26 protein-coding genes and 4 pseudogenes are annotated in these 25,851 nt (G+C 67.9%); 17 read left to right on the plus strand and 13 right to left on the minus strand.

The features are described 5' to 3' along the window. The first annotated feature begins 262 nt into the window (after positions 1–262). Positions 263–1,042 (plus strand): calcium-binding protein, encoded by a 780-nt coding sequence (locus AB0I51_RS04500; RefSeq protein ID WP_362971333.1) that lies wholly within the window; start codon positions 263–265, stop codon positions 1,040–1,042. A gap of 22 nt (positions 1,043–1,064) precedes the next feature. Here the strand turns inward: AB0I51_RS04500 and AB0I51_RS04505 are convergent, their stop codons facing one another. Next, the gene (locus AB0I51_RS04505; RefSeq protein ID WP_362971335.1) at positions 1,065–3,461 is read right to left on the minus strand and encodes a cation-translocating P-type ATPase; all 2,397 of its coding nucleotides are present in this window, start codon (positions 3,459–3,461) and stop codon (positions 1,065–1,067) included. Positions 3,462–3,574: 113 nt separating this feature from the next. Next, complete coding sequence (locus AB0I51_RS04510; protein WP_362971337.1) at positions 3,575–3,844, minus strand: DUF2530 domain-containing protein; 270 nt, start codon at positions 3,842–3,844, stop codon at positions 3,575–3,577. Between the two features lie 132 nt (positions 3,845–3,976). Here AB0I51_RS04510 and AB0I51_RS04515 point away from each other — a divergent pair, with 132 nt between their 5' ends. Beyond that, positions 3,977–5,371 (plus strand): NCS2 family permease, encoded by a 1,395-nt coding sequence (locus tag AB0I51_RS04515; protein WP_362971339.1) that lies wholly within the window; start codon positions 3,977–3,979, stop codon positions 5,369–5,371. Positions 5,372–5,395: 24 nt separating this feature from the next. Here the strand turns inward: AB0I51_RS04515 and AB0I51_RS04520 are convergent, their stop codons facing one another. After that, complete coding sequence (locus AB0I51_RS04520) at positions 5,396–6,451, minus strand: hypothetical protein (protein WP_362971341.1); 1,056 nt, start codon at positions 6,449–6,451, stop codon at positions 5,396–5,398. Positions 6,452–6,541: 90 nt separating this feature from the next. After that, the gene (locus AB0I51_RS04525; protein WP_362971884.1) at positions 6,542–6,724 is read right to left on the minus strand and encodes a ribbon-helix-helix protein, CopG family; all 183 of its coding nucleotides are present in this window, start codon (positions 6,722–6,724) and stop codon (positions 6,542–6,544) included. 163 nt (positions 6,725–6,887) lie between these two features. On the opposite strand from AB0I51_RS04525, the gene AB0I51_RS04530 reads away from it, so the two are divergent. Continuing rightward, entirely contained in the window at positions 6,888–7,325 is a 438-nt protein-coding gene (locus AB0I51_RS04530) for a MarR family transcriptional regulator (RefSeq protein ID WP_362971343.1), read from the plus strand. A 25-nt stretch (positions 7,326–7,350) separates the two neighbouring features. Beyond that, the gene (locus tag AB0I51_RS04535; protein WP_362971345.1) at positions 7,351–8,703 is read left to right on the plus strand and encodes an MFS transporter; all 1,353 of its coding nucleotides are present in this window, start codon (positions 7,351–7,353) and stop codon (positions 8,701–8,703) included. A gap of 15 nt (positions 8,704–8,718) precedes the next feature. On the opposite strand, the gene AB0I51_RS04540 is transcribed toward AB0I51_RS04535, so the two are convergent. Beyond that, positions 8,719–9,231: a GNAT family N-acetyltransferase gene (locus AB0I51_RS04540; RefSeq protein ID WP_362971347.1), complete on the minus strand. Its 513-nt coding sequence runs from the start codon at positions 9,229–9,231 to the stop codon at positions 8,719–8,721. 41 nt (positions 9,232–9,272) lie between these two features. Between AB0I51_RS04540 and thpR the strand changes: the two genes are divergently transcribed. Next, positions 9,273–9,845, plus strand: coding sequence for an RNA 2',3'-cyclic phosphodiesterase (thpR, locus tag AB0I51_RS04545; protein ID WP_362971349.1), 573 nt, complete (start codon positions 9,273–9,275; stop codon positions 9,843–9,845). Between the two features lie 199 nt (positions 9,846–10,044). Here the strand turns inward: thpR and AB0I51_RS04550 are convergent. Continuing rightward, a pseudogene (locus AB0I51_RS04550) lies at positions 10,045–10,437 on the minus strand (aldo/keto reductase); the annotation flags it as partial. On the opposite strand from AB0I51_RS04550, the pseudogene AB0I51_RS04555 reads away from it, so the two are divergent. Together AB0I51_RS04555 and AB0I51_RS04560 are read left to right on the plus strand one after the other, a co-directional pair. Continuing rightward, positions 10,438–10,917, plus strand: a pseudogene (locus AB0I51_RS04555) (transposase); the annotation flags it as partial. A 276-nt stretch (positions 10,918–11,193) separates the two neighbouring features. Continuing rightward, a complete protein-coding gene (locus tag AB0I51_RS04560) occupies positions 11,194–12,186 on the plus strand; it encodes an aldo/keto reductase (RefSeq protein ID WP_362971351.1) in 993 nt (330 codons plus the stop codon). An 84-nt stretch (positions 12,187–12,270) separates the two neighbouring features. Here the strand turns inward: AB0I51_RS04560 and AB0I51_RS04565 are convergent. Then, positions 12,271–12,420, minus strand: a pseudogene (locus tag AB0I51_RS04565) (aldo/keto reductase); the annotation flags it as partial. A 43-nt stretch (positions 12,421–12,463) separates the two neighbouring features. Continuing rightward, positions 12,464–13,057: a Uma2 family endonuclease gene (locus AB0I51_RS04570; protein ID WP_362971353.1), complete on the minus strand. Its 594-nt coding sequence runs from the start codon at positions 13,055–13,057 to the stop codon at positions 12,464–12,466. A 147-nt stretch (positions 13,058–13,204) separates the two neighbouring features. Between AB0I51_RS04570 and AB0I51_RS04575 the strand changes: the two genes are divergently transcribed. Next, entirely contained in the window at positions 13,205–13,981 is a 777-nt protein-coding gene (locus tag AB0I51_RS04575; RefSeq protein ID WP_362971355.1) for a Stf0 family sulfotransferase, read from the plus strand. Here the strand turns inward: AB0I51_RS04575 and AB0I51_RS04580 are convergent. Continuing rightward, a complete protein-coding gene (locus tag AB0I51_RS04580) occupies positions 13,912–14,688 on the minus strand; it encodes an SGNH/GDSL hydrolase family protein (protein WP_362971357.1) in 777 nt (258 codons plus the stop codon). The two genes, AB0I51_RS04575 and AB0I51_RS04580, sit on opposite strands and share 70 nt — an antisense overlap. Before the next feature lie 78 nt (positions 14,689–14,766). On the opposite strand from AB0I51_RS04580, the gene AB0I51_RS04585 reads away from it, so the two are divergent. After that, on the plus strand, positions 14,767–15,771 hold the full coding sequence (locus AB0I51_RS04585) for a WD40 repeat domain-containing protein (protein ID WP_362971359.1): 1,005 nt from the start codon (positions 14,767–14,769) through the stop codon (positions 15,769–15,771). Between the two features lie 15 nt (positions 15,772–15,786). On the opposite strand, the gene AB0I51_RS04590 is transcribed toward AB0I51_RS04585, so the two are convergent. Beyond that, positions 15,787–16,560 (minus strand): TetR/AcrR family transcriptional regulator, encoded by a 774-nt coding sequence (locus tag AB0I51_RS04590; protein WP_362971361.1) that lies wholly within the window; start codon positions 16,558–16,560, stop codon positions 15,787–15,789. Positions 16,561–16,645: 85 nt separating this feature from the next. On the opposite strand from AB0I51_RS04590, the gene AB0I51_RS04595 reads away from it, so the two are divergent. The 4 genes and pseudogenes from AB0I51_RS04595 to AB0I51_RS04610 all read left to right on the plus strand — a co-directional run. Then, positions 16,646–17,641 (plus strand): ATP-binding cassette domain-containing protein, encoded by a 996-nt coding sequence (locus tag AB0I51_RS04595; RefSeq protein ID WP_362971363.1) that lies wholly within the window; start codon positions 16,646–16,648, stop codon positions 17,639–17,641. Then, complete coding sequence (locus tag AB0I51_RS04600) at positions 17,638–18,513, plus strand: ABC transporter permease (RefSeq protein WP_362971365.1); 876 nt, start codon at positions 17,638–17,640, stop codon at positions 18,511–18,513. Before AB0I51_RS04595 ends, AB0I51_RS04600 begins: the two co-directional genes overlap by 4 nt. A gap of 126 nt (positions 18,514–18,639) precedes the next feature. Then, on the plus strand, positions 18,640–20,166 hold the full coding sequence (locus AB0I51_RS04605; protein WP_362971367.1) for a cellulase family glycosylhydrolase: 1,527 nt from the start codon (positions 18,640–18,642) through the stop codon (positions 20,164–20,166). Between the two features lie 4 nt (positions 20,167–20,170). After that, positions 20,171–20,401 (plus strand): annotated as a pseudogene (locus AB0I51_RS04610) (hypothetical protein); the annotation flags it as partial. Here AB0I51_RS04610 and AB0I51_RS04615 read toward each other — a convergent pair. Continuing rightward, positions 20,400–21,080, minus strand: a complete 681-nt coding sequence (locus AB0I51_RS04615; protein ID WP_362971369.1) for a hypothetical protein — start codon at positions 21,078–21,080, stop codon at positions 20,400–20,402. The pseudogene AB0I51_RS04610 and the gene AB0I51_RS04615 sit on opposite strands and share 2 nt — an antisense overlap. A 119-nt stretch (positions 21,081–21,199) precedes the next feature. Between AB0I51_RS04615 and AB0I51_RS04620 the strand changes: the two genes are divergently transcribed. Further along, positions 21,200–21,496, plus strand: coding sequence for a hypothetical protein (locus AB0I51_RS04620; RefSeq protein WP_362971371.1), 297 nt, complete (start codon positions 21,200–21,202; stop codon positions 21,494–21,496). A gap of 376 nt (positions 21,497–21,872) precedes the next feature. Continuing rightward, complete coding sequence (locus AB0I51_RS04625; RefSeq protein ID WP_362971373.1) at positions 21,873–22,400, plus strand: hypothetical protein; 528 nt, start codon at positions 21,873–21,875, stop codon at positions 22,398–22,400. A 934-nt stretch (positions 22,401–23,334) separates the two neighbouring features. Here AB0I51_RS04625 and AB0I51_RS04630 read toward each other — a convergent pair. Continuing rightward, positions 23,335–23,754, minus strand: coding sequence for an ATP-binding protein (locus AB0I51_RS04630; protein WP_362971375.1), 420 nt, complete (start codon positions 23,752–23,754; stop codon positions 23,335–23,337). 187 nt (positions 23,755–23,941) lie between these two features. Between AB0I51_RS04630 and AB0I51_RS04635 the strand changes: the two genes are divergently transcribed. Continuing rightward, positions 23,942–24,811, plus strand: coding sequence for a helix-turn-helix transcriptional regulator (locus AB0I51_RS04635; protein WP_362971886.1), 870 nt, complete (start codon positions 23,942–23,944; stop codon positions 24,809–24,811). Further along, positions 24,808–24,993: a DUF397 domain-containing protein gene (locus AB0I51_RS04640; RefSeq protein WP_362971377.1), complete on the plus strand. Its 186-nt coding sequence runs from the start codon at positions 24,808–24,810 to the stop codon at positions 24,991–24,993. The genes AB0I51_RS04635 and AB0I51_RS04640 overlap by 4 nt, the downstream gene beginning before the upstream one ends. 1 nt (position 24,994) lies before the next feature. Here AB0I51_RS04640 and AB0I51_RS04645 read toward each other — a convergent pair whose 3' ends face one another. Further along, the gene (locus AB0I51_RS04645) at positions 24,995–25,807 is read right to left on the minus strand and encodes an acyl carrier protein (protein ID WP_362971380.1); all 813 of its coding nucleotides are present in this window, start codon (positions 25,805–25,807) and stop codon (positions 24,995–24,997) included. Positions 25,808–25,851 lie beyond the last annotated feature (44 nt).

The raw sequence follows: 25,851 nt of genomic DNA on the forward strand, positions 1-25,851 counted from the left end.
GTTCCACTGCGGGAACACATACGCATACGTGCCACCGTCGTCGCCGTGAAGTAGCCCAGGGAGCGATGGCGGAGTCTCCGCACTTCACCACGGGTTCGCAATACCCGTGCAAAGTCTCGATCCGCCGTACAACCAGTCCCACCCCTCACGGATCACATCTTGTGAGCCAACAGGCTCCGCCATCACTTGGGCCCCGGCGCCGACGACGAGCCGTACGGAACGACCACCGCGCCGGGGCCCCCTTTCTCCACTTGGGGAACGCATGCGCATACGCGCCACTGTGGCTGCCGTCTCCGGCGCCCTGGCCCTCTCTGTCTTCGCCGTCCCCGCCGCGCAGGCGGACGAGGTGCAGGGAGACACCACGATCTCGGGCGTCGTGGTGAACGGTGGGAAGGCGGTCGTCGTAGGCGCGACCGCGAAGAAGACCATCACCGTCAGCTTCACAGTGAAGGACGCCTCGGGCGTCGGCTGGGCGCAGGCCATCCTGTACCACGGTGCCGACATCGACTCCTCCGACACCGGTTCGGTCGCCACCAGCAGCAACCACCGCGCCACCTGCACCGCGGTCAACGCCACGACATCGACCTGCAAGTCGACCTTCGACCTGACGCCGAACACCGAAGTGTTCAACTTCGCGGCCGGCAGCTGGAAGGTCTGGGCGATCGCCACGGGCAAGGACAACGACTACGTCCAGAAGGACAACGCCAAGAGCTTCCAGGTCCAGCGCCTGTCGAAGCTCACGACCGACGCCACCCCGGAGCCCGTGAAGAAGGGCAAGACCATCACGGTCACCGGCAAGCTGACCCGCGCGAACTGGGACGCCGGCACCTACTCCGGTTACTCGACCCAGCCGGTCAAGCTCCAGTTCCGCAAGAACGGCTCCAGCACCTACACCACCGTCAAGACCATCAAGACCAGCTCCACGGGCACCCTGAAGACCACCGTCACGGCGACCGTCGACGGCTACTTCCGCTACAGCTTCGCGGGCACCTCGACCACCCCGGCGGTCAACGCCGCGGGTGACTTCATCGACGTGAAGTAGCGTGAATTAGGCAGTAACCGCCCTACGCGGGCACGCGGCGGTCGACCAGTCTCCAGACGAGTTCCAGGGCGACCGCCGCCACCGCCGAGATCCCCACCGCGACCCACGGCATGGTCACCCCCACCAGCTTCAACGCGAAGAAGTGCTGAAGCCACGGCACGATCAGCACCACCACGAACGCCGCCCCCATCGACGCCACCAGCGTGATCCGCCACCAGGTGTACGGCCGGGCGATGATCGCCAGCACCCACATCGAGATCAGGAACAGGGTCAGGGTCGCCGCGCTGGTCTCCGCCTCCAACGACCCCTTCCCCGTGTAGTAGTGACGGGCGATCAGATAGGTCACGAAGGTCGCGGCCCCGGCGATCACGCCACCCGGGATCGAGTACCGCATCACCCGCCGCACGAAGTGGGGCTGCGCACGCTCCGTGTTGGGCGCGAGTGCCAGGAAGAACGCCGGGATGCCGATGGTCAACGTCGACAACATCGTCAAGTGCCGTGGCAGGAAGGGATATTCGACCCGCCAGCACGCAACCAGCACCGCCAGCAGCACCGAGTAGACCGTCTTCACCAGGAACAGCGTCGCCACCCGGGTGATGTTCCCGATGACCCGCCGCCCCTCGGCGACGACCGAAGGCAGCGTCGCGAAGCTGTTGTTGAGCAGCACGATCTGCGCGACCGCCCGGGTGGCCTCGGACCCCGAGCCCATCGACACCCCGATGTCGGCGTCCTTGAGGGCGAGTACGTCGTTGACGCCGTCCCCGGTCATCGCGACCGTGTGCCCGCGCGACTGCAACGCCCCCACCATGTCCCGCTTCTGCTGCGGAGTGACCCGCCCGAACACCGTGCCCTCGTCCAGGGACTTCGCCATCTCCCCCTGATCCGAGGGCAGTTGACGGGCGTCCACGACCTGCCCGGTGAGCCCGAGCTTCCCGGCCACCGCACCGACGGACACCGCGTTGTCCCCGGAGATGACCTTGGCGTGGACGTCCTGCTCGGCGAAGTAGCGCAGCGTCTGTGCCGCGTCGGGCCGCAACCGCTGCTCCAGCACCACCAGTGCGGTGGGCTCGGCCCCGCGCGTGACCCCGGGGTTGTCCAGCTCACCCGCGGCCCGGGCCAGCAGCAGCACCCGTAGCCCCTGTTCGTTGAGCCGCCCGGTCTCGGCCAGCGCGGGATCATCCGCACCCAGCAGTACGTCGGGCGCCCCGAGCAGCCACGCACTCGACTCCCCGTTCCCCTCGCTGAACGACGCCCCGCTGTACTTCCGCGCGGAGGAGAAGGGCAGCGACTCGACGCACCGCCACTCCTCGCTGTCCGGGTAGGCGGCGATGATCGCCTGCAGCGACGCGTTCGGCCGCGGGTCCGACTCGCCGAGCGCGCCGAGGACTTTGCGTACGTACGTTTCGTCGGCCCCGCCGAGCGGGCGCAGCTCGGTGACGTCCATGCCGCCCTCGGTGAGCGTGCCCGTCTTGTCGAGGCAGACGGTGTCGACGCGGGCGAGGCCCTCGATGGCCGGAAGCTCCTGGACGAGGCACTGTTTCCGGCCAAGCCGGATGACCCCGATCGCGAACGCCACCGAGGTGAGGAGGACCAGCCCCTCGGGCACCATCGGAACGATCCCGCCCACAGTCCGCGCGATCGAGTCCTTGAACCCGTGCTGTTTGACGACGAGTTGACTGATGACCAGGCCGATGGCGGTCGGGATCATCATCCATGTCACGTACTTGAGGATCGTGGAGATACCGGTGCGCAGCTCGGAGTGGACGAGCGTGAACCGGGAGGCCTCTTCGGCGAGTTGGGCGGCGTAGGCCTCGCGCCCCACCTTCGTCGCCTCGAACGCGCCGCCGCCGGCGACCACGAAACTCCCGGACATGACCGCGTCCCCCGGCCGCTTGACGACCGGGTCGGCCTCACCGGTGAGCAGCGACTCGTCGATCTCCAGGCCGTCGGCCTCGACGCACTCCCCGTCGACCACGACCTTGTCCCCGGGCCCGATCTCGATGAGGTCGCCCAGCACGATCCCGGAGGTGCTCACCTCCACAGCGGTGCCGTCCCGCCGTACCGTCGGCTTCGCCTCGCCGATCACCGCGAGGGAGTCGAGGGTCTTCTTCGCCCGCCACTCCTGGACGATCCCGATCCCGGTGTTGGCGATGATCACGTACCCGAACAGGCTGTCCTGCACCGGCGCCACGAACAGCATGATCAGCCAGAGCACACCGATGATCGCGTTGAACCGGGTGAAGACGTTGGCGCGCACGATCTCGCCGAGGGAACGGCTGCTGCGCACCGGGACGTCGTTGACCTCCCCGCGTGCCACCCGGTCGGCGACCTCGGCGGTGCTGAGTCCAGGGGCCCGCCGTGCCGGGACGGGCACGGGGTGCACCGGGTCGAGTTCGGCGCCCGCGTCGGTGTGCGTCATGCATTCGACGGTACGTGCGGATTTACGGCTTCACCCGCCGAGTGCCCGGAAGATCCGACCAGGGGAGGACGGCGGACCGGGCGGAGTGATGCCGTGGTTGTAGGGGAGTGTCCTTACTCGGCAGCAGTCGACGGGGAGGCCTCCGCCGCGCGCTTGAGGGCGGCGTCCCGCCCCCGGACGTACCAGACGCCGATCAGCCCGAGCCCGCCCCCGGCCAGACAGGTCCACAGCCACCACAGATGGCCGTGGTCGTCGAACCAGCCGTAGAAGGGGAGCTGTACCAGGAAGAGGACGAACCAGAGGATCGTGCCGCCGATGATGGTCGGGACGATCGGGCCCTCCAGGGGCTCCGGTGCCTCGTGTGTCGGTGTCCACTTCGCCATGCCCACAGCTTACGAGGCGACACAAGACCAGTGGATCACCGTGGGTCTACGCGCGGAGATAGCGCCTGACGTCTTCATATGTTCATACTGAAACGGTTTCCGTCTGTCCACTTCTGCTCGTAGGAACATCCAATGCAGACCGCCCTCGACCGCTACTTCAAGATCTCCGAACGGGGCAGCAGCCTCCCTCGCGAGATCCGGGGCGGGTTCGCCACCTTCTTCGCGATGGCGTACATCATCGTGCTCAACCCGATCATCCTGGGCAGTGCGAAGGACATGTACGGGCACCACCTCGACAACGGCCAGCTGGTCACCGCCACCGCCGTCACGGCAGCGTTCACCACGCTCCTCATGGGTGTCATCGGCAACGTGCCGATCGCGCTCGCCGCCGGACTCGGCGTGAACTCCGTCGTCGCCCTCCAGCTCGCGCCCCGCATGACCTGGCCGGACGCGATGGGCATGGTCGTACTGGCCGGCTTCGTCGTGATGCTGCTGGTGGCCACCGGGCTGCGCGAGCGCGTCATGAACGCGGTGCCCTACGGCCTGCGCAAGGCCATCTCCATCGGTATCGGCCTGTTCATCATGCTGATCGGGCTCGTGGACTCCGGGTTCATCACCCGCATCCCGGACGCCGCCCAGACCACCGTCCCGCTCCAGCTCGGCGCCGACGGTCACCTCAACGGCTGGCCGGTGCTGATCTTCATCCTCGGTGTGCTGCTCACCCTCGCGCTGATCGTCCGCAAGGTGTCCGGCGCGATCCTGATCTCGATCGTCACCATGACCGTCCTCGCGGTGATCGTGAACGCGGTCGCGACGATCCCCTCCTGGGGCCTGACCACCCCGAAGTGGCCCGGAAACCCGGTCGCCACCCCGGACTTCGGCCTGATCGGCAAGTTCAGCCTGTTCGGCGGCTTCTCCAAGGTCGGCGTGCTGACCGGCGTGCTCTTCGTCTTCACGGTCCTGCTCTCGTGCTTCTTCGACGCGATGGGCACGATCATGGGCATCAGCGACGAGGCGAAGCTGACCGACGGCGAGGGCAACATGCCCGGCATCAACAAGGTCCTCTTCGTCGACGGCATCGCGGTCGCGGCCGGCGGCGCCAGCTCCTCCTCGGCCACCACCTGCTTCGTGGAGTCCACGGCCGGCGTCGGCGAGGGCGCCCGCACCGGCTTCGCGAACGTCGTCACGGGCGCCCTCTTCGCCGTAGCGCTGTTCCTCACGCCCATCGCCACGATGGTCCCCTCCCAGGCGGCCACCCCGGCCCTGCTCGCGGTGGGCTTCCTGATCCTGGCGGGCTCTGTCAAGGAGATCGACTGGGCGGACTACACCATCGCCATCCCGGCCTTCATCACGATGGTGATGATGCCGTTCACCTACTCGATCACCAACGGCATCGGCATGGGCTTCATCACCTTCGTGGTGCTGCGCCTGGTGGCGGGCCGGGGCCGGGAGGTCCCGGTGCCGATGTACGTCGTGGCGGCCGTGTTCGGGTTCTACTACCTGATGCCGGCCCTCGGCCTCACCTGAGGTGAGCGGGGCCGGCCGGTCGGTTCAGGAGACGAAGTCGCTCTTGTAGAACACGCTGGCGTCCAGGGTGTCCGGATCCCCGCTGGTCTTCGACGAGAAGCCGAAGGCGAGCCGGGGTGCCCCGGAGGCCAGCCAGATCGCGGCGCCCTGGGGCTCGCGCCCCGGCAGGGAGGCACCCGCGGTGGTCTCGAACTTGTCGTAGTACGAGCCGCCGGAGTCGTTCAGGTCGAGCGTGACCAGGTACGAGGGGCCGCCGGGGCCGCCGTAGAGGAGATAGGCGTACTGCCCGCACAGGGTGATGCCCTGGAACAGGTCGGCGGCAGTGAGACCGAGCTCGTCGTTGTTGGGGATGGCCCGCTCGACGAGCCGGTAGCCGTCGCTCAGGCGCCCGGCGACGGCGTCCGCCATGTCGAAGACGACCAGGCGCCAGACCCTGGAGGCGGAGTCGCTGGTCGCGTAGCGGATCAGCAGCCGGTTCGTGTACGGGTCGATCGCGGGCCGGGGCAGCTTGACGAAGCTGGAGATGGTCGGCGTGCGGTCGTAGATCGTGATCGAGGGGGCGGTGTACTCCAGGGTCAGCCCGTCGGTGAACCGGAAGCGGGACAGCTTCTCGCCGGCTCCGTTGTCGTCGGAGTCGCTGCCCTCGATCCACAGGTAGGGCGTCGTGCCCGAACCCGTCGGCTCGACGCCCATCGAGGAGCCGTGGCCGAACCCGTGCAGAGCCATCGTGCCGAGCACGTTCCCCGAGAGGTCGGTCTGCGAGATCCACAGGTCGCCGTTGTTCCCGGCGCTGTCGCCGATGCGGTGCTGGGCGAAGTAGATGCGGCTGTTGACGTTGTCGTAGGCGAAGGACTGCATCGCCCAGTACGGCTGGTGGAGGGTGGCCCGCCAGATCGGGTTCCCGCCGCTGCCGGACAGTGAGAAGTGCTGCGAGGCGGCCACGGTGGCCGAGGCTGTGCCCGCCGCCACCAGTGGGGCCGCCGTGCCGACCACGGCCGCGCCGGCGATTCCGGCTGCGCCCCGCAGGATCTGACGCCTGTTCGGTCCCCGCAGGTCTCTTCCGGATATCCCGTCGATCATGAGTCGCAACCCCCTGCCGTCGGCCGGGCGGGTGCCCGGCGTGAAGGGTTGACCTTATGTGAACGGGAGTTGACGTCGCATCGAATTCGGTCACGTGACCCCGTAGAACTTCTCGGTCTCCTTCACGGCGGTCTGGAACCGCTCGTCGAAGTCGTCCCGGATGAGCGTCTGGACCACATAGTCCTGGACGCTCATTCCCCTTTTCGCCGCATGGTGCCGGAGCCGCTCTAGCAGCTCCCCGTCTATCCGCAGGCTGAGCACGCTGGTCCCCATGAATCGAGGGTCGGGGGCGGCTCCGGCCGCCGCGTCACGTTCCGCTCCGGGATCACTCATATGGGTGACGGAAGGGTTCGGTGGCCGGGGTCACGGGCATCTCGGCGTGTCGCATCGGTCTCCAGTTGGTCTTTAGCGAGAGTAATGAGTTATGCTAAAGAACATGCCGGACCTAACCCATGGCGACGACGCTGCCGCCGTGAACTCCCTGCGATCAGCCGTGATGCGCCTGTCCCGTCGACTCAAGCACCAGCGGGTCGACGAGTCACTGAGTCCCACCGAGATGTCGGTGCTGGGCACCCTGTCCAACTGCGGCAGCGCGACCCCTGGCGAGCTCGCTCGCAAGGAGCATGTGCAGCCGCCCTCGATGACCCGCATCGTCGCGCTGCTCGAAGCCAAGGGCCTGGTGCAGCTGGAGCCGCACCCCGAGGACCGGCGCCAGAAGGTCGTCACCAAGACCCCTCAGGCCGAGGCGATGCTCGAAGAGAGCCGCCGCAAGCGCAACGCGTTCCTGGCCGGACTGGTCGACGGCCTCGACGAGGACGAGTGGGCGAAGATCGCCGCCGCCGCCCCCGTACTGGAGAAACTCGCACACCTGTAATCCCGTCCATGTAGGAGGCGACCTTTTGAGTTCGGGACCCGGAGCAGACTCCGCCCCCGCGCCAGCCACCCCCGACTCCCTGTCCGCACCCCCGCGCAAGTCCTCGATGTTCAGCTCGCTGAGGATCCGGAACTACCGGCTGTTCTTCATCGGCCAGGTCGTCTCCAACACTGGCACCTGGATGCAGCGCATCGCCCAGGACTGGCTGGTCCTCAGCCTCACCGGCTCCTCCGCCGCCGTGGGCATCACGACCGCCCTCCAGTTCCTGCCGATGCTCCTCTTCGGGCTCTACGGCGGTGTCCTCGTCGACCGGCTGCCCAAGCGCCCCACCCTGCTCGTCACGCAGTCCGCGATGGCCCTCACCGGCCTCGTCCTCGCCTTCCTCACCATCTCCGGCCACGTCCAGGTCTGGCACGTCTACGTCGCCGCCTTCGCCGTGGGCCTCGCCACGGTCGTCGACAACCCGGCCCGCCAGTCCTTCGTCTCCGAGATGGTCGGCCCCGAGCAGCTGCAGAACGCTGTCAGCCTCAACTCCGCGAACTTCCAGTCCGCCCGCCTGGTCGGCCCCGCCGTCGCGGGCGTCCTGATCACCGGCGTCGGCACCGGCTGGGCGTTCCTCTTCAACGGCCTGTCGTTCGTCGCCCCCCTGGCGAGTCTCCTCCTCATGCGGGGCCGCGACCTGAAGGCCGTACAGCGCGCCCCGCGCGGCAAGGGCCAGCTCCGCGAAGGCCTGCACTACGTCGCCGGCCGCCCCGACCTGATCTGGCCGATCGTCCTCGTCGGCTTCATCGGCACCTTCGGCTTCAACTTCCCGGTGTGGCTGTCGGCCTACGCCGACGACATCTTCCATGCGGGCGCCGGCGCCTACAGCCTCTTCAACACCCTGATGGCGGTCGGCTCCCTGGTCGGCGCCCTGCTCGCCGCCCGCCGCGGCACCACCCGTCTCCGCGTCCTGATCGCGGCGGCCGCGGCCTTCGGCCTGCTGGAGATCGTGGCCGCGGTGACCCCCTCCTACTGGCTGTTCGCCCTGCTCATGATCCCGATCGGCATCGCGGGCCTGACCGTGAACGTCACGGCCAACACCGCCGTCCAGATGGGCACCGACCCGGCCATGCGCGGCCGGGTCATGGCCCTGTTCATGATGGTCTTCATGGGCGGTACGCCGGTGGGCGCACCGATCGTCGGCTGGATCACGGACGCCTACGGCCCCCGGGTGAGCTTCGCCCTGGGCGGTGTCGTAGCGGCCGCGGCCGCCGCCACGATCGGCCTGGTCCTGGCCCGCATCGGCGATCTGCGCCTGTCCGTCGGCTGGAACCACGGCCACCCGAGCGTGGCCTTCGTCCCGAGAGACCGGGAGCAACTGACCGCGGCGGCATGACACTTGGGGCAGGTGCTACACCCTCCGGGCCAGCACCTGCCCCGGCCAGTCGTTCTCACCGACGACGAAGGCCTCCGTCGGGGTGAACCCGTTGGCCTCGTAGTAGGCGACGAGCTTGCGGTCGTCCCCCGCGTAACAGTCCACCCGCAGGAGCGAGATCCCGGCCGCCCGGGTCACCTCCGCCGCGTGCGCGAGCAGCGCGCTGCCGACGCCGTACCCCTTGAACCGGCGGTCGGAGGCCAGCAGATGCACATACCGCTCGGGCTCGTCGACGGCTTCGACGTACGACCCGGGCGAGTCGGTGAGAGTGAGTGTGCCGGCCGGGACTCCGTCGACCTCGGCGACGAACGGCGACCCCTCCACCACATACCGCTCCACCATCGCCACGGCCTTCGGATTCTCCGACCACGGTGTACTGCCCCACTGCCCGGTCCGCCCCTGCGCGGCGAGCCACGCCACCGCGCCGTCGAACATGCCGAGTATCGCGGGGATGTCGTCGGGCCCGCCCTCCCTGATGCTGATGGCCATGCACTCATAGTGGCAGTGCGGACAGTGGCAGGCTGGGGTTCATGAGACTCTTCGCCGCCGTGCTGCCTCCGGAGCACATCGTCACCGAACTCGCCTCGGTGGTCGACGAGTTGAGGCAGCTGCCGGGCGCGGACACGCTCCGCTGGACCGGTCGCCCCGGCTGGCACTACACCCTCGCGTTCTACGGCGAGGTCGACGAGGACGTCGTACCGGAACTGTCGGCCCGGCTGGAGCGGGCGGCGCGGCGGACCGAACCGTTCTGGCTGGCCGTGCGCGGGGGCGGGCAGTTCGGGCAGGGGCGGGCGCTGTGGGCCGGGGCGGAGGGGGACCTCGCGGTCCTGCGGCTGCTGGCGGACCGCTGCGAGGCGGCGGCGCGGAAGGCGGGCGTGGAGATGGGCGGCCACCGGCGCCACCGCGCCCACCTCACCCTGGCGCGCAGCCGCGACGCGGTGGACGTAGGGCCTTACCTCGACCGGCTCGACGAGTTCGCGGGGCGGGCGTGGACGGTGGACGAGCTGGTGCTCGTGCGCAGCAACCTGCCGAGGTCCGGGGTTCCGGGGGAGCAGCCGCGGTATCGGGCGGTCGCCCGCTGGGGGCTGGGGGCGGGCGGTTAGGCTCGGGTACGTGGACCCGAAATTCCGGAACCGGATCATGGCCGGTGTGCTTGTGCTGTTGTTCGTTGTTGTTGGGCTTGCTGCTGCGCTCGGTAAGTGAGGACTGGGGAACTGCGGGTCGAAGTTCGGCTGCGGCCGAGTGTGGCTGGTCGCGCAGTTCCCCGCGCCCCCAAGAGGGGCGCTCGCCCTCACGGTGTGGCTACCAGGCGAAGGCCTCCGCAGACGGGTCCGGGCCCGGGAAGATCTCGTCGAGCGAGGTCAGAACCTCCTCGCTCAGTTCCAGCTCTACGGCCCTCAGTGCGGAGTCGAGCTGTTCGGCGGTGCGGGGGCCGACGATCGGGCCGGTGACGCCGGGGCGGGTGAGGAGCCAGGCCAGGGCGGCCTCTCCTGGCTCGATGCCGTGCTTGTCGAGGAGGTCCTCGTAGGCCTGGATCTGGGCGCGTGAGGCCGGGTTGGCGAGGGTGTCCGCGGCCCGGCCGCTCGCCCGGCGCCCGCCCGAGATCTCCTTCTTGATGACCCCGCCCAGCAGCCCGCCCTGGAGCGGAGACCAGGGGATGACCCCCAGGCCTTACTCCTGCGCGGCCGGGATGACTGCCGCACCCACTACGCCCGCGCGTTGCTGAGCCAGGTCCCCAAGTCGGCCCAGCCGTGGGTGGCCACCCTGCTGAGAACCGTCTTCGAACAGCCCGACACCGACGCCGTGAAGGCCCAGATGCGCCACGTCCTCCACGCGTTGGACGCCAAGTTCCCCAAAGCGGCAGCCCACTTGGACGCCGCCCAGCACGACGTCCTGGCGTTCACCGCGTTCCCGCGCGAGATCTGGCGGCAGATCTGGTCGAACAACCCCCAGGAACGACTCGACAAGGAGATCCGCCGACGCACCGACGTGGTCGGCATCTTCCCCGACCGCACCGCCCTGATCCGCCTGGTCGGCGCGGTCCTGGCCGAGCAGAACGACGAATGGACCGAAGCCCGCCGCTACATGGGACTCGAAATCCTCGCCAAGACCCGCCTCCACCCGATCGAGTCACAAACCGACGAGACCATCGTCCCGACCCAACTCACCGCCTAGCCTCAAAGAAGAGATCACCGAGTGGCCGTCGATACACCACTCCCGCGGACGTGACCCACCGCACTCGCCGTTGCCGTTTCGCGTAAGCCGGGTCAGTTCCTCGCGAGCCATGTCGAAACCCCCTGGTTCATGGCCCCGGTTGGGGCGTCGAGTACGACGGTGCGAGGAGGTGTGACTGGACGTCTATGCGGTCACGTGACTATGCGCGTAGCCATAAACCTGACGCCCAAGGCGCTGCTTGCCTTGAGCGGACTCGAAGGCGTTGGCTTGGGGGCCATGGAGTACACGCAGCTCGGACGTACGGGACTCAAGGTCAGCCGACTCGTCCTCGGCACCATGAACTTCGGACCTCAGACCGACGAACCCACCAGCCATGCAATCCTGGACTCGGCGCTGGACGCGGGGCTGAATTTCGTAGATACGGCGAATGTCTACGGCTGGGGTGAGAACAAGGGCCGTACCGAAGAGATCATCGGCAACTGGTTCGCCAAGGGCGACGGCCGCCGCGACAAGACGGTCCTCGCCACCAAGGTGTACGGCAACATGGCCGGCGACGGCCCGTCCTGGCCCAACCACGACAAGCTCTCCGCGCTGAACATCCGGCGCGCGGTCGACGCCAGCCTGAAGCGGCTGCGGACCGACTACATCGACGTCTACCAGTTCCATCATGTCGACCGCGCCACCCCGTTCGAGGAGATCTGGCAGGCGATCGACGTCCTGGTCCAGCAGGGCAAGATCCTGTACGTCGGTTCCTCCAACTTCCCCGGCTACAAGATCGCCCAGGCCAACGAGATCGCCGCCCGTCGCGGCGGCACCATCGGCCTCGTCAGCGAACAGTGCCTGTACAACCTCGCCGAACGCCGGGCCGAGATGGAGGTCCTGCCCGCCGCCGAGGAGTACGGCCTCGGCGTCATCCCCTGGTCACCGCTGCACGGCGGTCTCCTGGGCGGCGTCATCAAGAAGGAGGTCGAGGGCGGACGCCGGGCCAGCGGCCGGGCCGCGGACGCGCTGGCCAACCCCACGACGCGGGCCCAGCTCCAGGCGTACGAGGACCTGCTCGACAAGCACGGCATCGAACCCGGCGAGGCCGCCCTGGCCTGGCTCCTCACCCGCCCCGGCGTCACCGGCCCGATCGTCGGCCCCCGCACCGCCGAACAGCTCGACTCCGCACTGAGGGCGGTGGAGCTGGAACTGAGTGACGAGCTACTGACCGGCCTGGATGAAATCTTCCCCGGCCCGGGACCCTCCCCGGAAGCCTTCGCCTGGTAATCAGCAGGTTCTCCGAGCGGACGGCCGCCGCTCCACTACGGGGCGGCGGTCATTGCTTGTCGCGATGTATCAAAATGACTGCTTGGCGGTATCGAAGAAGTTGATGCCCGCGTCCAGCGCCGCGTCCATGATCGCGTGGCTGTCCGCCTCGTTCGTCTGGGGTCCGAAGTTCATCGTGCCGAGGACCAGTCGGCTGACCTTGAGGCCTGTGCGTCCGAGCTGCGTGTACTTCATGGGTACTTAGCCAACGACTTCGAGTGCGCTCGACGCAAGGGGGTCAGTCGCGGGGGAAGTCGGCGGTCTTGAGGACGAGGTCGACCACCGTGCCCGTCAGGTCGACGTCGGTGCCGAAGTCCACTCGTACCGGGTCGTCGTAGTCGCCGCTCTTAGGGTCGGTGTAGATGTGACACCGGCCCTGGTAGGGATCGGCGATGACATAGAGGGGGACCTCGGCCTCCGCGTACGCGAGCCTCTTGGCGACGTAGTCGTTGTCGGCCGTGCCTTTGGAGATGACCTCCGCGACGAACCGCACGTCCTGGTAGCGCCAGTGCCCCTTGGCATCCTTCTTCGCCGAGTCCTTGAGCAGGGCGATGTCCGGGCAGAAGCCGTTCTGGTGTCCGGGGAAGTCGATGCGGACGTCCGAGAACACCTTGACCTTCCTCCCGAACCTGTCCTCGATGGCCCACAGGAACTCGCGGATGATCTCCCAGTGTGTGTCCCGTTGCGGTGTCATGAAGACGCTGCCCCCGACGATCTCGACCCTGAATCCTTCGGGGACGGGCATCCGCTCAAGCCGCTCGAACCACTCGTCCAAGCGCTCGGTGTTGGCGTCGGCGTCGGCCATCTCGATCCTGTCTTCAAGGACGGTCATCGTGGCGCTCCTCCCCGGCCGCCCTCCACGCAAGTGCAGCCGCGCAGTACAAAGATACGCACGGTGACCGGGCTATGCGGTGATCACGCCATCGTCACGGTCGTTATTCGGTTGCCGCCGCACCCCCCACCCCAGACCCTGTTCCCCGTGACCCACCCCACGGACACGGACACCTACTTCATCTGCGCCACCCCCCGAACCGGCAGCTCCCTCCTCCTCGGCCTCCTCGACTCCACCGGAGTCGCCGGGCACCCCCAGGCCTACTTCCGGTCACCGGACGAGGTGGCGTGGGCCGAGCGGTGGGGGATCCTGCACGCGTCCCAACGCGCCCTGGACTACGGCGACTTCGTGCAGGCCGCGCTCGCCTCCGGGCGGACCGGCAACGGAGTGTTCGGGGCCAAGCTCATGTGGGGGACGCACGCCGAACTCACAACTCGGCTCGCTCGCCTGCACCCTGACCTCGCCGGTGACGAACTGGGCCTGCTGGAGCGGGAGTTCGGGACGCGGATCAGGTTCGTTCATCTGAGCCGGGACGATGTCCTCGCCCAGGCCGTCTCATGGCTGCGCGCCGAGCAGACCGGCGTCTGGTTCGTCGGCGGGAAGGGCGAGATCGGCGGAGGCCGGGCCGCCCCCGCCGGCGGTCGGCCCGTCTACGACCGCGACGCCATCACCCGCATCGTGTGGACGATCGAGGAGCACAACGCGGGGTGGGAGCGGTGGTTCGAGGCCCACGGCATCGAGCCGTACCACGTCCGCTACGAGGACCTCTCCGCCGACCCGGAAGCCGTCACTCTCCGCGTCCTCGGTCATCTCGGCCTCGCGCTCCCCGCCGGACGCAGCGTCACCCCCAGCCATCAGCGCCAGGCCGACCGCCTCAACGAGGAGTGGGTCGAGCGATATCGGCTGCGACCCCCCGGCGTCTGATCGTCAGGTGTGGTGGACGAGGTGTCCGAGCCGTCCCCGTCGTACTCCCCGCCCACCCCCCACGCCTGATGCATCGCCCCCGCGAACGCCCCCGCGATCCGGTGCTCGCCGGAGGCGTTCGGGTGGGTGCCGTCGTACGTGTCGTGGTTGATGTCGTACGACTCCGGGAGGGAGGCCAGGAGGAGGGGCGAGCGCGGGTCGTCGAGGTCGGCGACCGCCTTGGCCTGGAGTTCGTTGAAGAGGGCGACCTCGGCGGCGAAGGGGGCGTCCGACTGGGCGCGGACGTTCGGGATGACCGGCAGGAACACCATACGGACGGACGGCTTCGCCGCGCGGGCCTCCGCTACGAAGGCCCGCACGTTCTCCGCCGTCTGCGCCGCGTTCGTGTAGAAGCCCAGGTCGATCAGGCCGAGGGAGACCAGCAGCACGTCCGCCCGGTGCGCGCGTACCGCCTCGCCGATCAGCGGGGCCATGTGCAGCCAGCCCTCGCCCCACCCGGCGAGGTGGAAGTGCGGGAAGTCGGGGTCGGCGTACTCGTACGACGTGGGTGTGTCCGTCGCCTTGTCGTACAGCGTCTCGCGCGGGCCGACCACGGCGAACGGGCCGCCGTAGGTCGCGCGCAGGTGCTGCCAGATGCGGTAGCGCCATGTGTGTTCGCCCGCGCTCCCGATCGTCATGGAGTCGCCTACGGGCATGAACCTGAGCATCCGCTCATGATGGACGATCAGTGGCCGATCGCTGGAGCCGGTGGGGTGTGAGGCCTGCCACGATGGCAGGCTTGGGGCATGCGTCGCTTCCTCGCGTTCCTCGGCGCCGGCTTCCTCGTCGGTGCGCTCGCCCTGCCCGCAACCGCAGCAGCACCGGCCGTCGCCGACGACGGCGGCAAGGGCGACAAGGGGTTCACGATCACGGACTCCCGGATCACCGAGTCCAGCGGCCTCGCCGCCTCCCACCTGCACCCGGGCATCTACTGGACGCACAACGACAGCAACGACGGCCCGTACATCTACGCCGTCGACAGCAGCACCGGCAAGACGGTCGCGACGGTCACCTTCAGCGGTGTCGGCAAGCCGCGTGACGTCGAGGCGATCTCCATCGGGCCGGACAACCAGATCTACGTCGGTGACATCGGCGACAACCTCGACGGGACCTGGGCCTACGTCTGGATCTACAAACTGCCCGAGCCGAAGGTCCTCAAGGACCAGACGATCCGGGCCACGCAGTACGTCGTGAAGTACTCGGACGGCGCGCGCAACGCCGAGTCGCTGGTCGTGCACCCCAAGACCGGGCGCGTCTACATCATCGACAAGAAGGAGGACGGCGGGCACCTCTTCGAAGGCCCGGCCAAGCTCTCCTCCTCCGGCACCAACTACTTCAAGCCCATCGCCTCCGTCGACCTCTGGGCCACCGACGCCGCCTTCTCCCCCAATGGTCAACAGCTCGCCGTACGCGGCTACTTCGGCGGCATCTACTACGACTGGAACGGCGGGAAGATCAAGCGCGAGGGTCGCCTCGACGTGCCCTTGCAGGGGCAGGGCGAGTCCGTCAGCTACTCCGCCGACGGCACCAAGCTGATGTACGGCAGCGAGGGCACCGACAGTCCGGTGCAGGCCGAGGACGCGCCCGACGGGGCCTCGTCCTCGTCCAAGTCGCCCTCGGGGGGCGGGAGTTCCGCGAGCGGCGACGGCGGTGGCAGCGGCACCGGGAAGACCCTGAAAGTGGGTGCCGTCGCCGTCCTGATCGTCTGCGGGGCCGTGATCGGGCTACGGCGGCTGACCCGTCGTGGCTGAGTCGCTGCTGAACTCTCAGTTCCCGCCCCGCTGTTGGACCAGGACCTCAAGTCCGTCCAGGATGCGGCCCAGCCCGAACTCGAAGTGGTCGAAACCGGCGGTGAACGTGTCGGGGGAGAGGGACGCGAGGGTCGGGTAGGCGCCGGTGGCCATGGCCTTCTCCAGGGCCGGGACCTGGGCGCCGTAGAACTCCGCGTCGGTCAGGCCGGTGGAGCGGGCCGCCTCCTCCTGGTGGACCTGGGTGCGGGCGGCGCCGACGACATAGCCGTCGATCATCACGACCGTCGAGACGAGTTCCGGGTCGGTCAGGCCCATGGGGCGGATGCGGGCGAGCAGGTGTTCCAGGGTGGCGAGGGCGCGCGGGCCGAGCAGCGGGCGGGACTGGTTGACGCGCAGCAGCCAGGGGTGGCGGCGGTGGACGGCGAGCGCGTCGCGGGCGGCCGCCTCCAGGGCGCCGCGCCAGCCGTCGGGGAGCGTGCTGGAGGTGGGCCGGTCCGGGAAGCGGACGCGGTCCAGCATCAGGTCGAGGAGCTCGGCCTTCCCGGGGACGTACCGGTACAGCGACATCGCGCCCGTGCCCAGGTCGGTGGCCACGCGCCGCATGGAGACCGCGTCGAGCCCCTCCTCGTCCGCGATGCGGATGGCCGCGTCCACGATCCGGCCGACGCTCAGGCCCGGCTTCGGACCGCGGCTGGGGCGGGGGCCGGTGTCCCACAGCAGTTCGAGGGTGCGGCCGATGTCACCGCTGCCGCTGGATTCCTGACCGCCGCTCGCCGGCCTGCTCGTCATGGGGGGAGTCTAGGTCCGGAGCGAAAACCGAGTACACCGTACGCACCATCGGATACGGTGCACTCAGTTCGGGAGGGAGGGAACCATGAGCAGCCACGGATACGTCGTGGAGGCCGAAGGGCTGGAGAAGCGCTACGGCGACAAGCGCGCCCTCGACGGCTTCGACCTCGCCGTCCGCGAGGGCACTGTGCACGGACTGCTCGGCCCGAACGGCGCCGGCAAGACCACCGCCGTACGCATCCTCTCCACGCTCGTCCGGCTCGACGGCGGCAGGGCGACCGTGGCCGGACTCGACGTGGCCCGGCAGCCGCGACAGGTGCGTTCCCGGATCGGGCTCACCGGCCAGTACGCGGCGATCGACGAGATCCTCACCGGCCGGCAGAACCTGGAGATGTTCGGCCGTCTCTTCCATCTCGGCCGCAGGCGGGCCAAGTTGAGGGCGACCCAGCTCCTGCGCCAGTTCGACCTGGAGGCCGCGGCGGACAAGGGCGCGGGCGGCTACAGCGGTGGCATGCGCCGCCGCCTGGACCTCGCGGCATCGATGATCCTGGCCCCGGCCGTCCTTTTCCTCGACGAACCGACCACCGGTCTCGACCCGCGCAGCCGGGGCGAAGTCTGGGAAGCGGTAAGGGAGTTGGTCGCGGACGGCACCACCGTCCTGCTCACCACGCAGTACCTGGAGGAGGCCGACCGACTGGCCTCCCGCATCACCGTCATCGACCAGGGCCGGGCCATCGCCGACGACACCCTCGACGGCCTGAAGAACCGCGTCGGCGGCGACCGCGTCGAGGTCGTGGTCCGCGAACCCGCCCACATCCCCTACGCGTTGCAGGCCGTCGCCCGGGTCGCCCACGGCGGCGGACCGGAGGCCGACATCGCGGAACTGCGCGTCCACGCGCCCGTCGCCGACCGGGTGGGCTCCCTCACAGAAGTCGCCCGTTTTCTCCAGCACTTCGGCATCCCGGTCGAGGACATCGGCCTGCGCCGCCCGAGCCTGGACGACGTGTTCCTCCGGCTGACGGGCCGCCGTACCGAAGAAGAACCGGCGCCGGCACCGGAGACCGAGGGAGCGGCGGTATGAGCGGCGGCGTCTCGACGGCTTCCGACGGCACGGGACGCACGTACCGCAGACGGCCGCAGCACGGCCGCCTCTTCTGGACGGTCGCCGACTGCTGGAACGTCGTGCGGCGCGGTCTGACCCACTACCGGCGCCAACCGGTCAGCATACTCTGGCAGTTGGGCTTCCCGATCCTGTCCGTGCTGCTGTACGGGTACGTCTTCGGCAAGGCCATCCAGGTGCCGGGCGGCGGCGACTACAAGGCGTTCCTGATGCCGGGGATGTTCGTGATGACCGTCGCCATGGGGTTCGTCTCCACGGCGACGATCTTCGTCAACGACTCCAAGAAGGGCGTCATCGACCGGTTCCGCTCCATGCCGATGGCGCCGTCCGCGGTGGTGGCCGGACGCGGGGCGACCGATCTGATCGTGTCCTGCGCGGAGTTGGGCATCATGATGGCCACGGCCTACGGCATGGGCTGGCGCCCGGAGTTCGGCACCGGCCCCCTCTTCGGCTACGGCCTGGGCTTCGTGAAAGCCGTCGTACTCCTCCTCTCCCTGCGCTTCGCCCTGATCTGGGTGGGTGTCTGGCTGGGGTTGCTGCTGCCGGGCCCCGAGCAGGTGGGCGGCCTCTTCGCGATCGTCTTCCCGCTGACGATGATCTCCAGCATCTACGTCTCCCCGCAGCAGATGCCCCACTGGCTCGGTCAGGCCGCCCTCTGGAACCCCCTCTCCTCGACGGCCGGCGCCACCCGGGCACTCTTCGGCGCCCCGACCGCGCGGGGCGCGTCCTGGCCGGAGCAGCACGCGTTGCTGCTGGCGGGGGTGTGGCCGGTGGCGCTGACCTTGCTGTTCCTTCCGCTGGCGGTACGGAGGTTCCGCAGGCTCAGCCGGTAGCCGTGGACGATTGTCGGCGTCCGTTCCCTTGACGTGCTCATGTGACGTGGCTTCCATGGAGGATGTCGGGTGGTGGGAGCGCTCCCATCGGTTCCGGACCCGCGCCTCCCGAGAGGAAGCAGCGACATGTTCCGCAGCTTGAGAAGAGCGCTGGGGGTTGTTGCCGCGGCGCTGTTGTTGCCGCTGGCCGGAGTCCACACGGCACAGGCGGCCGATTCGGCGAGTACGGCGAGTGCGTCCGCTGACACCCCCGGCGCCGGCTATTGGCACACCAGTGGCCGCCAGATCCTGGACGCGGCGGGTCAACCGGTCCGTATCGCCGGTATCAACTGGTTCGGCTTCGAGACCGCCAACTACGTTGTCCACGGCCTCTGGTCACGCGACTACAAGAGCATGATCGACCAGATGAAGTCGCTGGGCTACAACACCATCCGCCTCCCCTACAGCGACGACATCTTCAAGTCCGGCACGGTCCCCAACAGCATCGACTTCTCCAGCGGCAAGAACGCGGACCTCCAGGGCCTGAACTCACTCCAGATCATGGACAAGCTCGTCGCCTACGCCGGCCAGGACGGCCTGAAGGTGATCCTCGACCGGCACCGCCCGGACGCGTCGGGGCAGTCGGCGCTCTGGTACACGGCGGCGGTGCCGGAGTCGACCTGGATCGCCAACCTCCGTTCGCTGGCGGCCCGTTACGCGGGCCAGTCGACGGTCATCGGCATCGACCTCCACAACGAGCCGCACGATCCGGCGTGTTGGGGCTGCGGCGACGTGGCGACGGACTGGCGGCTGGCTGCGGAGCGCGCGGGCAACGCGGTGCTGTCGGTCAACCCCGACCTGCTGATCTTCGTGGAGGGCGTGCAGACGTATGCCGGCGTATCGGGTTGGTGGGGCGGCAACTTGATGGGCGCGGGCCAGTACCCGGTTCAACTGACCGTGCCCAACCGGGTGGTGTATTCCGCCCACGACTACGCGACGAGCGTGGCCCAGCAGCCGTGGTTCAGCGACCCGACCTTCCCGGCGAACATGCCCGGGGTGTGGGACAAGTACTGGGGCTATCTCTTCCGGCAGAACATCGCGCCGGTGTGGGTGGGCGAGTTCGGTACGACGCTGGCATCGACGGTGGACCAGAAATGGCTCGCGGCGCTGGTGAGTTACCTCCGCCCGACATCGACGTACGGCGCCGACACCTTCTCCTGGACCTTCTGGTCGTGGAACCCCAACTCCGGTGACACGGGCGGGATCCTGAAGGACGACTGGGCGACTGTGGACACGGTGAAGGACGGATATCTGGCGAGCATCAAGGCGGCCGGGTTTCCGAGCACGGGGACGGGAACGGGCGGCGGAAGTACGGCCGCGTGCACGGCGACCTACACCGTCACCAGCGACTGGGGCAGCGGTTTCAACGCCGACGTGACGGTGAAGAACTCCGGGACCTCCACCCTCAAGTCCTGGCAGGTGAAGTGGACATGGTCCGGCACCCAGCAGATCGCGAACATGTGGAACGCGACGTACACGCAGAGCGGGGCGAGTGTGACCGCGGTGAACGCGGATCACAACGGGAGTGTGGGCGTGGGGGGTTCGGCGAGTTTCGGGTTCGGGGGTGCTCCGGGGGGCGGGAGCGTGCCGAGCCTGAGCTGTACGGCGATGTGAGGGGCTGAGGAAGGCCCACGAGAGCGAGGGCAAGGATGCCATCGAGTACATGGTGCCCACCCCCGTGGCCACGATGCGGATGATGCCCAGGAGTTGTCCCCCCGAGGCCATCCCGATGATGGCCGGCTTGGTGATCGCCGCGGCTTCCGAACGGAGCCCCAACCTGTGGCGTCAGCGGTACGGAGACTGGACCAAGGAGGAGATGACTCCGCTGGAAGCCGCGGCGTTCCTGCTCATGCCTCCATGGACGTACTGTCGGCCCGATCTGTCACGGTGCGGGGCGGCTCGGGTACGTCACCCACGCCGCCGTCCCGCCTCGCCCCCACGCACAACCAGACGTAGACCAGGTCGAGCACGCTGCACATGATGCCGAGCCCGAGCAGGAAACCGTTGTGCTGGAGGGCGCCGAAGAGAACCGTGGGCGCGAGCGTGCCGAGCCACTTGGCCACCGCGATCGTCACCGACTGCCCGCGCAGTCCGCGCCGCGCGACGAACATCGCGATGAACAGGGCGGACATCAGCAGGTTCTGGAGAAACGCCGAGTAGTCGGCCGCGTCCTCCGCGCCGAACTTCGCCAGGAACAGCCACTGCACGGCGAACGACATCCCGAACAGCAGCACGCTCAGGCCGGCGAACATCCGTGGCGTGACGAACGACGGGAACTCGGCGCGGCCGTACCGGAAGAACGTGTACACGATGACCGCGTCGGCGATGCCCCACACCAGGTTGATACCGCCCTGCACCGACGGGTCGAAGGCCAGGTTGTGCACCGCGTACGTCCACTCCCACGCGAAGTTCAGGCCCAGCGCCACGGCGGGCATGGCGTAGGTGCGTTCACGGAACCCGACTCGGATCGCCTGGATGTACACGATCGTCCAGGCGATGCCGCTCGCGAGGATGAGGGCGATATCCATCTGCGTCTCCTGTTGCGGATCTCTGAGGGGTCGCGCGGACGCTAGCAGCCACACTCGATGATGTGAGCAATGACGGTCTTATGTGAGTGTGACGCAGGGCCCACTACCCGCGCGGCAGGGTGACACTCGTCGGCGACGTGGGCTACGGCTCCGGTTCCGCCGTCGGCGGCAGCACCAGCCTGGCCGTCGTCGGCGCGTACGTCCTCGCATGGGAGCTGATCCGGGTCGGCGGCGACCACGAGCGCGCCGTCCCCGCCCACGAGCGCGCGATGGCGGAACACGTACGCGGCAGCCGCGAGGCCGCGCTCAGCGCCGCGATGACCCTGATCCCCCGCTCACGCCTCGGCTTACGGGGCCTGGCCCAGGGCGCCCGCCTCCACAACTCCACGACCGCCGACGACCATCCGCCGTCGTGAAAGTCAGCGAGGCCCTGTACTGATCCGAGGACGACGAGAGGCGGAGACCTCAGTGCAAGCACGGGAACCGGCCGGCGATTTCGGGGATCACGTCGATCTCCACCGCGGCGCCCAAGGCCAGTTCCCATGTAGACCCGCGTGGTGCAGGTCCCTTTGCAACGACCCGACCGGGACTCCCACCTCAAGGTTCGCTCAATTTTGCACACAGCATACTCATTGATCCTTAAGTTCGACGTTCGGCGGTCTGACCAACCATTCCACTCGTAAGAAACCGGGGGAGCATGTGCGCCTACTCGCAGGCTCGATAGTTTTCGCAAGTGCCATGGTCTTGGGGATATCAACCCCAGCATTGGCTGCTGATACAACCTCGTCTCCTGTGGCTGCTACGGCAACGCCCCAAGACGGCAACGATGACAGCGCAGGATTCCTCAACACTGCGCCACCGGCCACTCCGACGGAGTCTCTGAGTGATGCTCCGACCGATCCCGCACTTGATGATGAGCCTGACATCCCCGGTGACACGTGCGCGCCGGGACAGAAATGCCCCGCAGCTGGTGACTGCGACGAGAGCAAGTGGTTCAAGCCCGCTTCCCTCGGCGGCAAATACCACTTCGCTGTAGGTGCAGGCCAGTCGAACTATAACGGAACCCATGAAAAACAAGACATGGACTTCACCGCCACCCAATTCAGCGTCACGTTGCATGCATCGGTTACCGCTGAACTCGGCAACGCGGTCCACGTCAAGAACGTTCCTCCGGGAAAGACCGTCCATGCACAATGCGGTGTATGGCGCCGCAAGTTCACCGGCATCGCCTACTACCAGCATCACACCTGCTATCTGACGCACAATAATGTGACAGGCTACGGTCCCATGTGTGTTGGATGGTACACATGGGGCGAATAGGGATAGTCATTCCAGTAGCCCTCCTCGCATTGGCCGGATGCACCAGCGCGACGTCAACCGGGGACCGGACAACCACGAGTGAAGCACCGGTTGAAACGGCTTCACCCGGTGGGCATTCCGCCCCGACTTCCGCCACCGCAGACCCTCGCATTCCACCCCAACTTCCAGATGCGCAGAAAAAGTTCATCGAAGTGGGCGGAAAGACTGGACCTCACTCGTTCCCAGAAATCCCTCAAATTCAGCGGGGAACCCTGGAAGTGGCAGTGATCTGTTCGGGTTCCGGGACCATCGATGTTAATGTCGGCTCTTTCGTGAGCTGCACCGTTGTCTGTGCGAACGGCGACCCCGGACAATTCAATGAAATAGGTCTAAAGCGCAGCCACAAGAACGTTGCTGTATCGGTTAGTGCAAAGACAAGTGGTTCTTGGGGACTCTCGGTAGGATGGACCAAAGCCATAGATCCCCCCGGTTAACCTCGATCGTGACGTCGGCCTTTGTGACCCGTTGTGGTCATGAAGGCCGACGTTGTGTTTGGGGAGGGCGTCGGAGCCGCCCGGGTCGGCACCGATCGCGGCGAACGAGCAGGCCCGGCCGGCCGCAGCGTCAGTCCCGCCAGTGCCTTCACGATGGCGGACGAACGCCCCGTCGTGATCGAGGACTGGTACGCCGAGCGCCGCATCCGCCGCGTACGGAGCCGATACCGGGCGGATCGCCGCCTGAGTCCGTCGGGACCTCGACGTCTGAGCACAGCACGTAGGGGTGGACGGGGTCGTTCTCGCCCTGCCATGGCGGGAGTTGCCGGTGCGGTGGGCTGTGCCAGCGTGTGTCGTAGGGGTTCAGGAGGAGCCAGACATATGGGTCCGGTGTCCGGGGTTCCCGTACAAGATCCTTGTCGCTCAAGGGGGTTCGGGGACGGAGGAGGCGGGCCGCGGCCTCATGAAGTCGCCGGAGCATGAGCCCGAACCCCCTCCAGGTCGAACCTCGCCCACACGCACTTCGCGTACGGCTCCTGTCGGCACCCCCAGTCGTCGGCCAGCGCGGCGACGAGCGCGAGGCCCCGGCCGCCCTCCTCGTCCGGGGTCGAGTCGTGAGGCCGGGGGAGGCTGTCCCGGTCCGGGTCGGAGACCTCCAGGACCAACTCCGCGCCGTCGAGGGTGAGTTCGACCTTGATCTGGGAGTGGGAGACCCGGCAGTGGGTCACGGCGTTGGTGACCAGTTCGTTCGCCAACAGGGTTACGGCGTCGGCGAGTTCGTCGGTGATGCCCCAGTCGGCGAGGGTCTTGCGGACGCGTTGGCGGGCGGCGGGGACGTGCCGGCGGTGCTTGGGGATGCGGAAGCTCTCGGACGCGGGCATGGGGAACTCCGTCCTGATGTGCCGTCAAGGTGGGTTGCGCTGCGGCGCGTTCATGAAGCTAGGGGTGGATTCCAGATCCGCGCAATGTGAATCGTCGAATATATTCGTGAGTGTCACTCGATCGAGTGATGTAGCCCTGAGGTTGACGCTCGGTGTGGCATCGTTGCCGCAGAAGAGGGGAGGGCCCATGCCCGCAGGTGGACGACCGACGGTGCGCAGCAGGCGCTTGGGTACGGCACTCAGGCAGTACAGGCTGGCTGCCAAGTTCGACCAGCCGCAGGCCGCCGATGTGATCGCATCAAGTCAGGCCAGGATCAGCCGCGTCGAGAGCGGCCACGCCACCCCACGCGTGATCGAAGTGCGGCTGCTGCTGGATGCGTACGGCGTCACGGACCCGGAAGTACGCAGCAAGCTGGAGGAGTTGGCCAAGAACTCGAAGAACCGGGGCTGGTGGCTTGAGCATGCCGCACACCTGCGACCGGACTACGTCGACCACATCGCGTTGGAGGACGACGCCACCTACATCCGCGAGTGGCAGCCGGTCACGGTGCCGGGACTCCTGCAAACTCCGGCCTACGCGGAGTCAGTTATCGCCGGCGGTCCCCACTACCTTGAGCCGGAAAGGATCGACCAGCTGGTGAAGGTGCGGATGGGACGGCAGGCGAAGATCGACGAGGGCGGGGCGTCGTACTCGGTCATTCTCTGGGAGGGTGTTGTCGCGCACCCGTTGGTGAACGTCGGGATTCACCGGGAGCAGCTGTCCGCGATCCTTGAGATCGGAGAGCGGAAGAACGTCACCGTGCAGGTACTGCCGTTCAGCGCGGGAGTCCTGGCCGGCTACTCCTCCGCCTTCTACTCCTTCAGCTTCGACGAGGAGCCGACGGTCGAAGCCGTCGCCATGGACAACCTGCGAGGCACCTCGGTCCTTGAAGGCGCAGAGGATCTTGCCGCTTACGCCAATGCATACGACCTACTACGATCGTCAGCGTTGACGCCGGACGCGAGCGCGAAGCTCATCCGGGGCGTACTGCGGAGCTTGAAGGAAGACACATCGTGACCAAGGTTGTAAGCCCCTTCTGGAAGTCCTCGTACTCCGGGCAGGAGAACGCCTGCGTAGAGGTCGCCGACACAACCGACCACGGCCGAGCCGTCCGCGACAGCAAGCAGCGCCCGGGAGACGGTGCCCCCCTCCTCACCGTCTCCCGGGAAGCCTGGCGCAGCTTCGTCCAGTACCTCTGAACTACCCGCGGGACGAAGACGTGTTGGTGATCGGCAGGGCCTGCTGCGCCCCCGCCACGTACAAGTCCCGCGGCGCCGTGCGCAGCGCAAACGTGTCGCCGTAGCCCGAGACGCGGACCGACAGGACGAAGTAGCCGCCGTACGTGGCGATCGTCTTCACGTCGTACTCCTGCTCCCAGTAGGTCTGCAGAAAGACCTCGGTGCCCGCGGGTTGGACCCCCTTGGGGAGGGTGACCCTGCCCGAGACGGTGAGGATGTCGCCGGCCTTCACCTTCCTCTTGCTGACGCGGTAACTGACCGAACTGGTAAGGGCCTTGGCGTTCACGATGGTGTCCGCGTAGTAGCCGTCCTGCGGGGTGTTGAGGTCGCCGTCCTCGTCGTAGAGGGCTGTGATCTCCACCCCCTGCTGGACGTTGAGCAGGCTGCTGCCGCCCGTGTGGTCGATGTCGACGCCCGGGATGGTGAACTTCCCGTTCGCGTCGGTGACCGGCGTGCCCAGGTCGCGCGGCTCGTAGTAGGTGGGGTCGATCGGGTCGCCCCACGGGTTCCAGGTGGTGAACTTGACGACTTCCTGGACGGTGACGGGGATGTTGGGCGCGGGCGTGCCGTCGGCCTTGGTGACCGTGCCGGTGACGTCGACGCGGCGGTTGCCGTAGCTGGTGGCGGCCGGGTTGGTGGTCACCGTCAGCACGTACGTGTCGCCGGGGGAGGCGTCCGAGGGCGCCGCGGAGGCGGTGGGCGCGGACAGGACGCCGGCGGCGAGCAGCAGTGCGGCGGTGACGGCGAGCCGCGTAGGCAGGGACTTCCTGGTCATGGGGCAACTCCAACTTCGTGCGGGAGTGCGGGAGTTGCGCCGCG

This window comes from Streptomyces sp. NPDC050549 (assembly GCF_040655035.1).
Lineage (GTDB): Bacteria > Actinomycetota > Actinomycetes > Streptomycetales > Streptomycetaceae > Streptomyces.

Coding starts and splice junctions, on each gene's coding strand:
- AB0I51_RS04500 (WP_362971333.1), top strand. CDS start 263: ATGCGCATACGCGCCACTGTGGCTGCCGTCTCCGGCGCCCTGGCCCTC.
- AB0I51_RS04505 (WP_362971335.1), bottom strand. CDS start 3,461: ATGACGCACACCGACGCGGGCGCCGAACTCGACCCGGTGCACCCCGTG.
- AB0I51_RS04510 (WP_362971337.1), bottom strand. CDS start 3,844: ATGGCGAAGTGGACACCGACACACGAGGCACCGGAGCCCCTGGAGGGC.
- AB0I51_RS04515 (WP_362971339.1), top strand. CDS start 3,977: ATGCAGACCGCCCTCGACCGCTACTTCAAGATCTCCGAACGGGGCAGC.
- AB0I51_RS04520 (WP_362971341.1), bottom strand. CDS start 6,451: ATGATCGACGGGATATCCGGAAGAGACCTGCGGGGACCGAACAGGCGT.
- AB0I51_RS04525 (WP_362971884.1), bottom strand. CDS start 6,724: ATGGGGACCAGCGTGCTCAGCCTGCGGATAGACGGGGAGCTGCTAGAG.
- AB0I51_RS04530 (WP_362971343.1), top strand. CDS start 6,888: ATGCCGGACCTAACCCATGGCGACGACGCTGCCGCCGTGAACTCCCTG.
- AB0I51_RS04540 (WP_362971347.1), bottom strand. CDS start 9,231: ATGGCCATCAGCATCAGGGAGGGCGGGCCCGACGACATCCCCGCGATA.
- thpR (WP_362971349.1), top strand. CDS start 9,273: ATGAGACTCTTCGCCGCCGTGCTGCCTCCGGAGCACATCGTCACCGAA.
- AB0I51_RS04560 (WP_362971351.1), top strand. CDS start 11,194: ATGGAGTACACGCAGCTCGGACGTACGGGACTCAAGGTCAGCCGACTC.
- AB0I51_RS04570 (WP_362971353.1), bottom strand. CDS start 13,057: ATGACCGTCCTTGAAGACAGGATCGAGATGGCCGACGCCGACGCCAAC.
- AB0I51_RS04580 (WP_362971357.1), bottom strand. CDS start 14,688: ATGCTCAGGTTCATGCCCGTAGGCGACTCCATGACGATCGGGAGCGCG.
- AB0I51_RS04585 (WP_362971359.1), top strand. CDS start 14,767: ATGCGTCGCTTCCTCGCGTTCCTCGGCGCCGGCTTCCTCGTCGGTGCG.
- AB0I51_RS04590 (WP_362971361.1), bottom strand. CDS start 16,560: ATGACGAGCAGGCCGGCGAGCGGCGGTCAGGAATCCAGCGGCAGCGGT.
- AB0I51_RS04595 (WP_362971363.1), top strand. CDS start 16,646: ATGAGCAGCCACGGATACGTCGTGGAGGCCGAAGGGCTGGAGAAGCGC.
- AB0I51_RS04600 (WP_362971365.1), top strand. CDS start 17,638: ATGAGCGGCGGCGTCTCGACGGCTTCCGACGGCACGGGACGCACGTAC.
- AB0I51_RS04605 (WP_362971367.1), top strand. CDS start 18,640: ATGTTCCGCAGCTTGAGAAGAGCGCTGGGGGTTGTTGCCGCGGCGCTG.
- AB0I51_RS04615 (WP_362971369.1), bottom strand. CDS start 21,080: ATGGATATCGCCCTCATCCTCGCGAGCGGCATCGCCTGGACGATCGTG.
- AB0I51_RS04630 (WP_362971375.1), bottom strand. CDS start 23,754: ATGCCCGCGTCCGAGAGCTTCCGCATCCCCAAGCACCGCCGGCACGTC.
- AB0I51_RS04635 (WP_362971886.1), top strand. CDS start 23,942: ATGCCCGCAGGTGGACGACCGACGGTGCGCAGCAGGCGCTTGGGTACG.
- AB0I51_RS04645 (WP_362971380.1), bottom strand. CDS start 25,807: ATGACCAGGAAGTCCCTGCCTACGCGGCTCGCCGTCACCGCCGCACTG.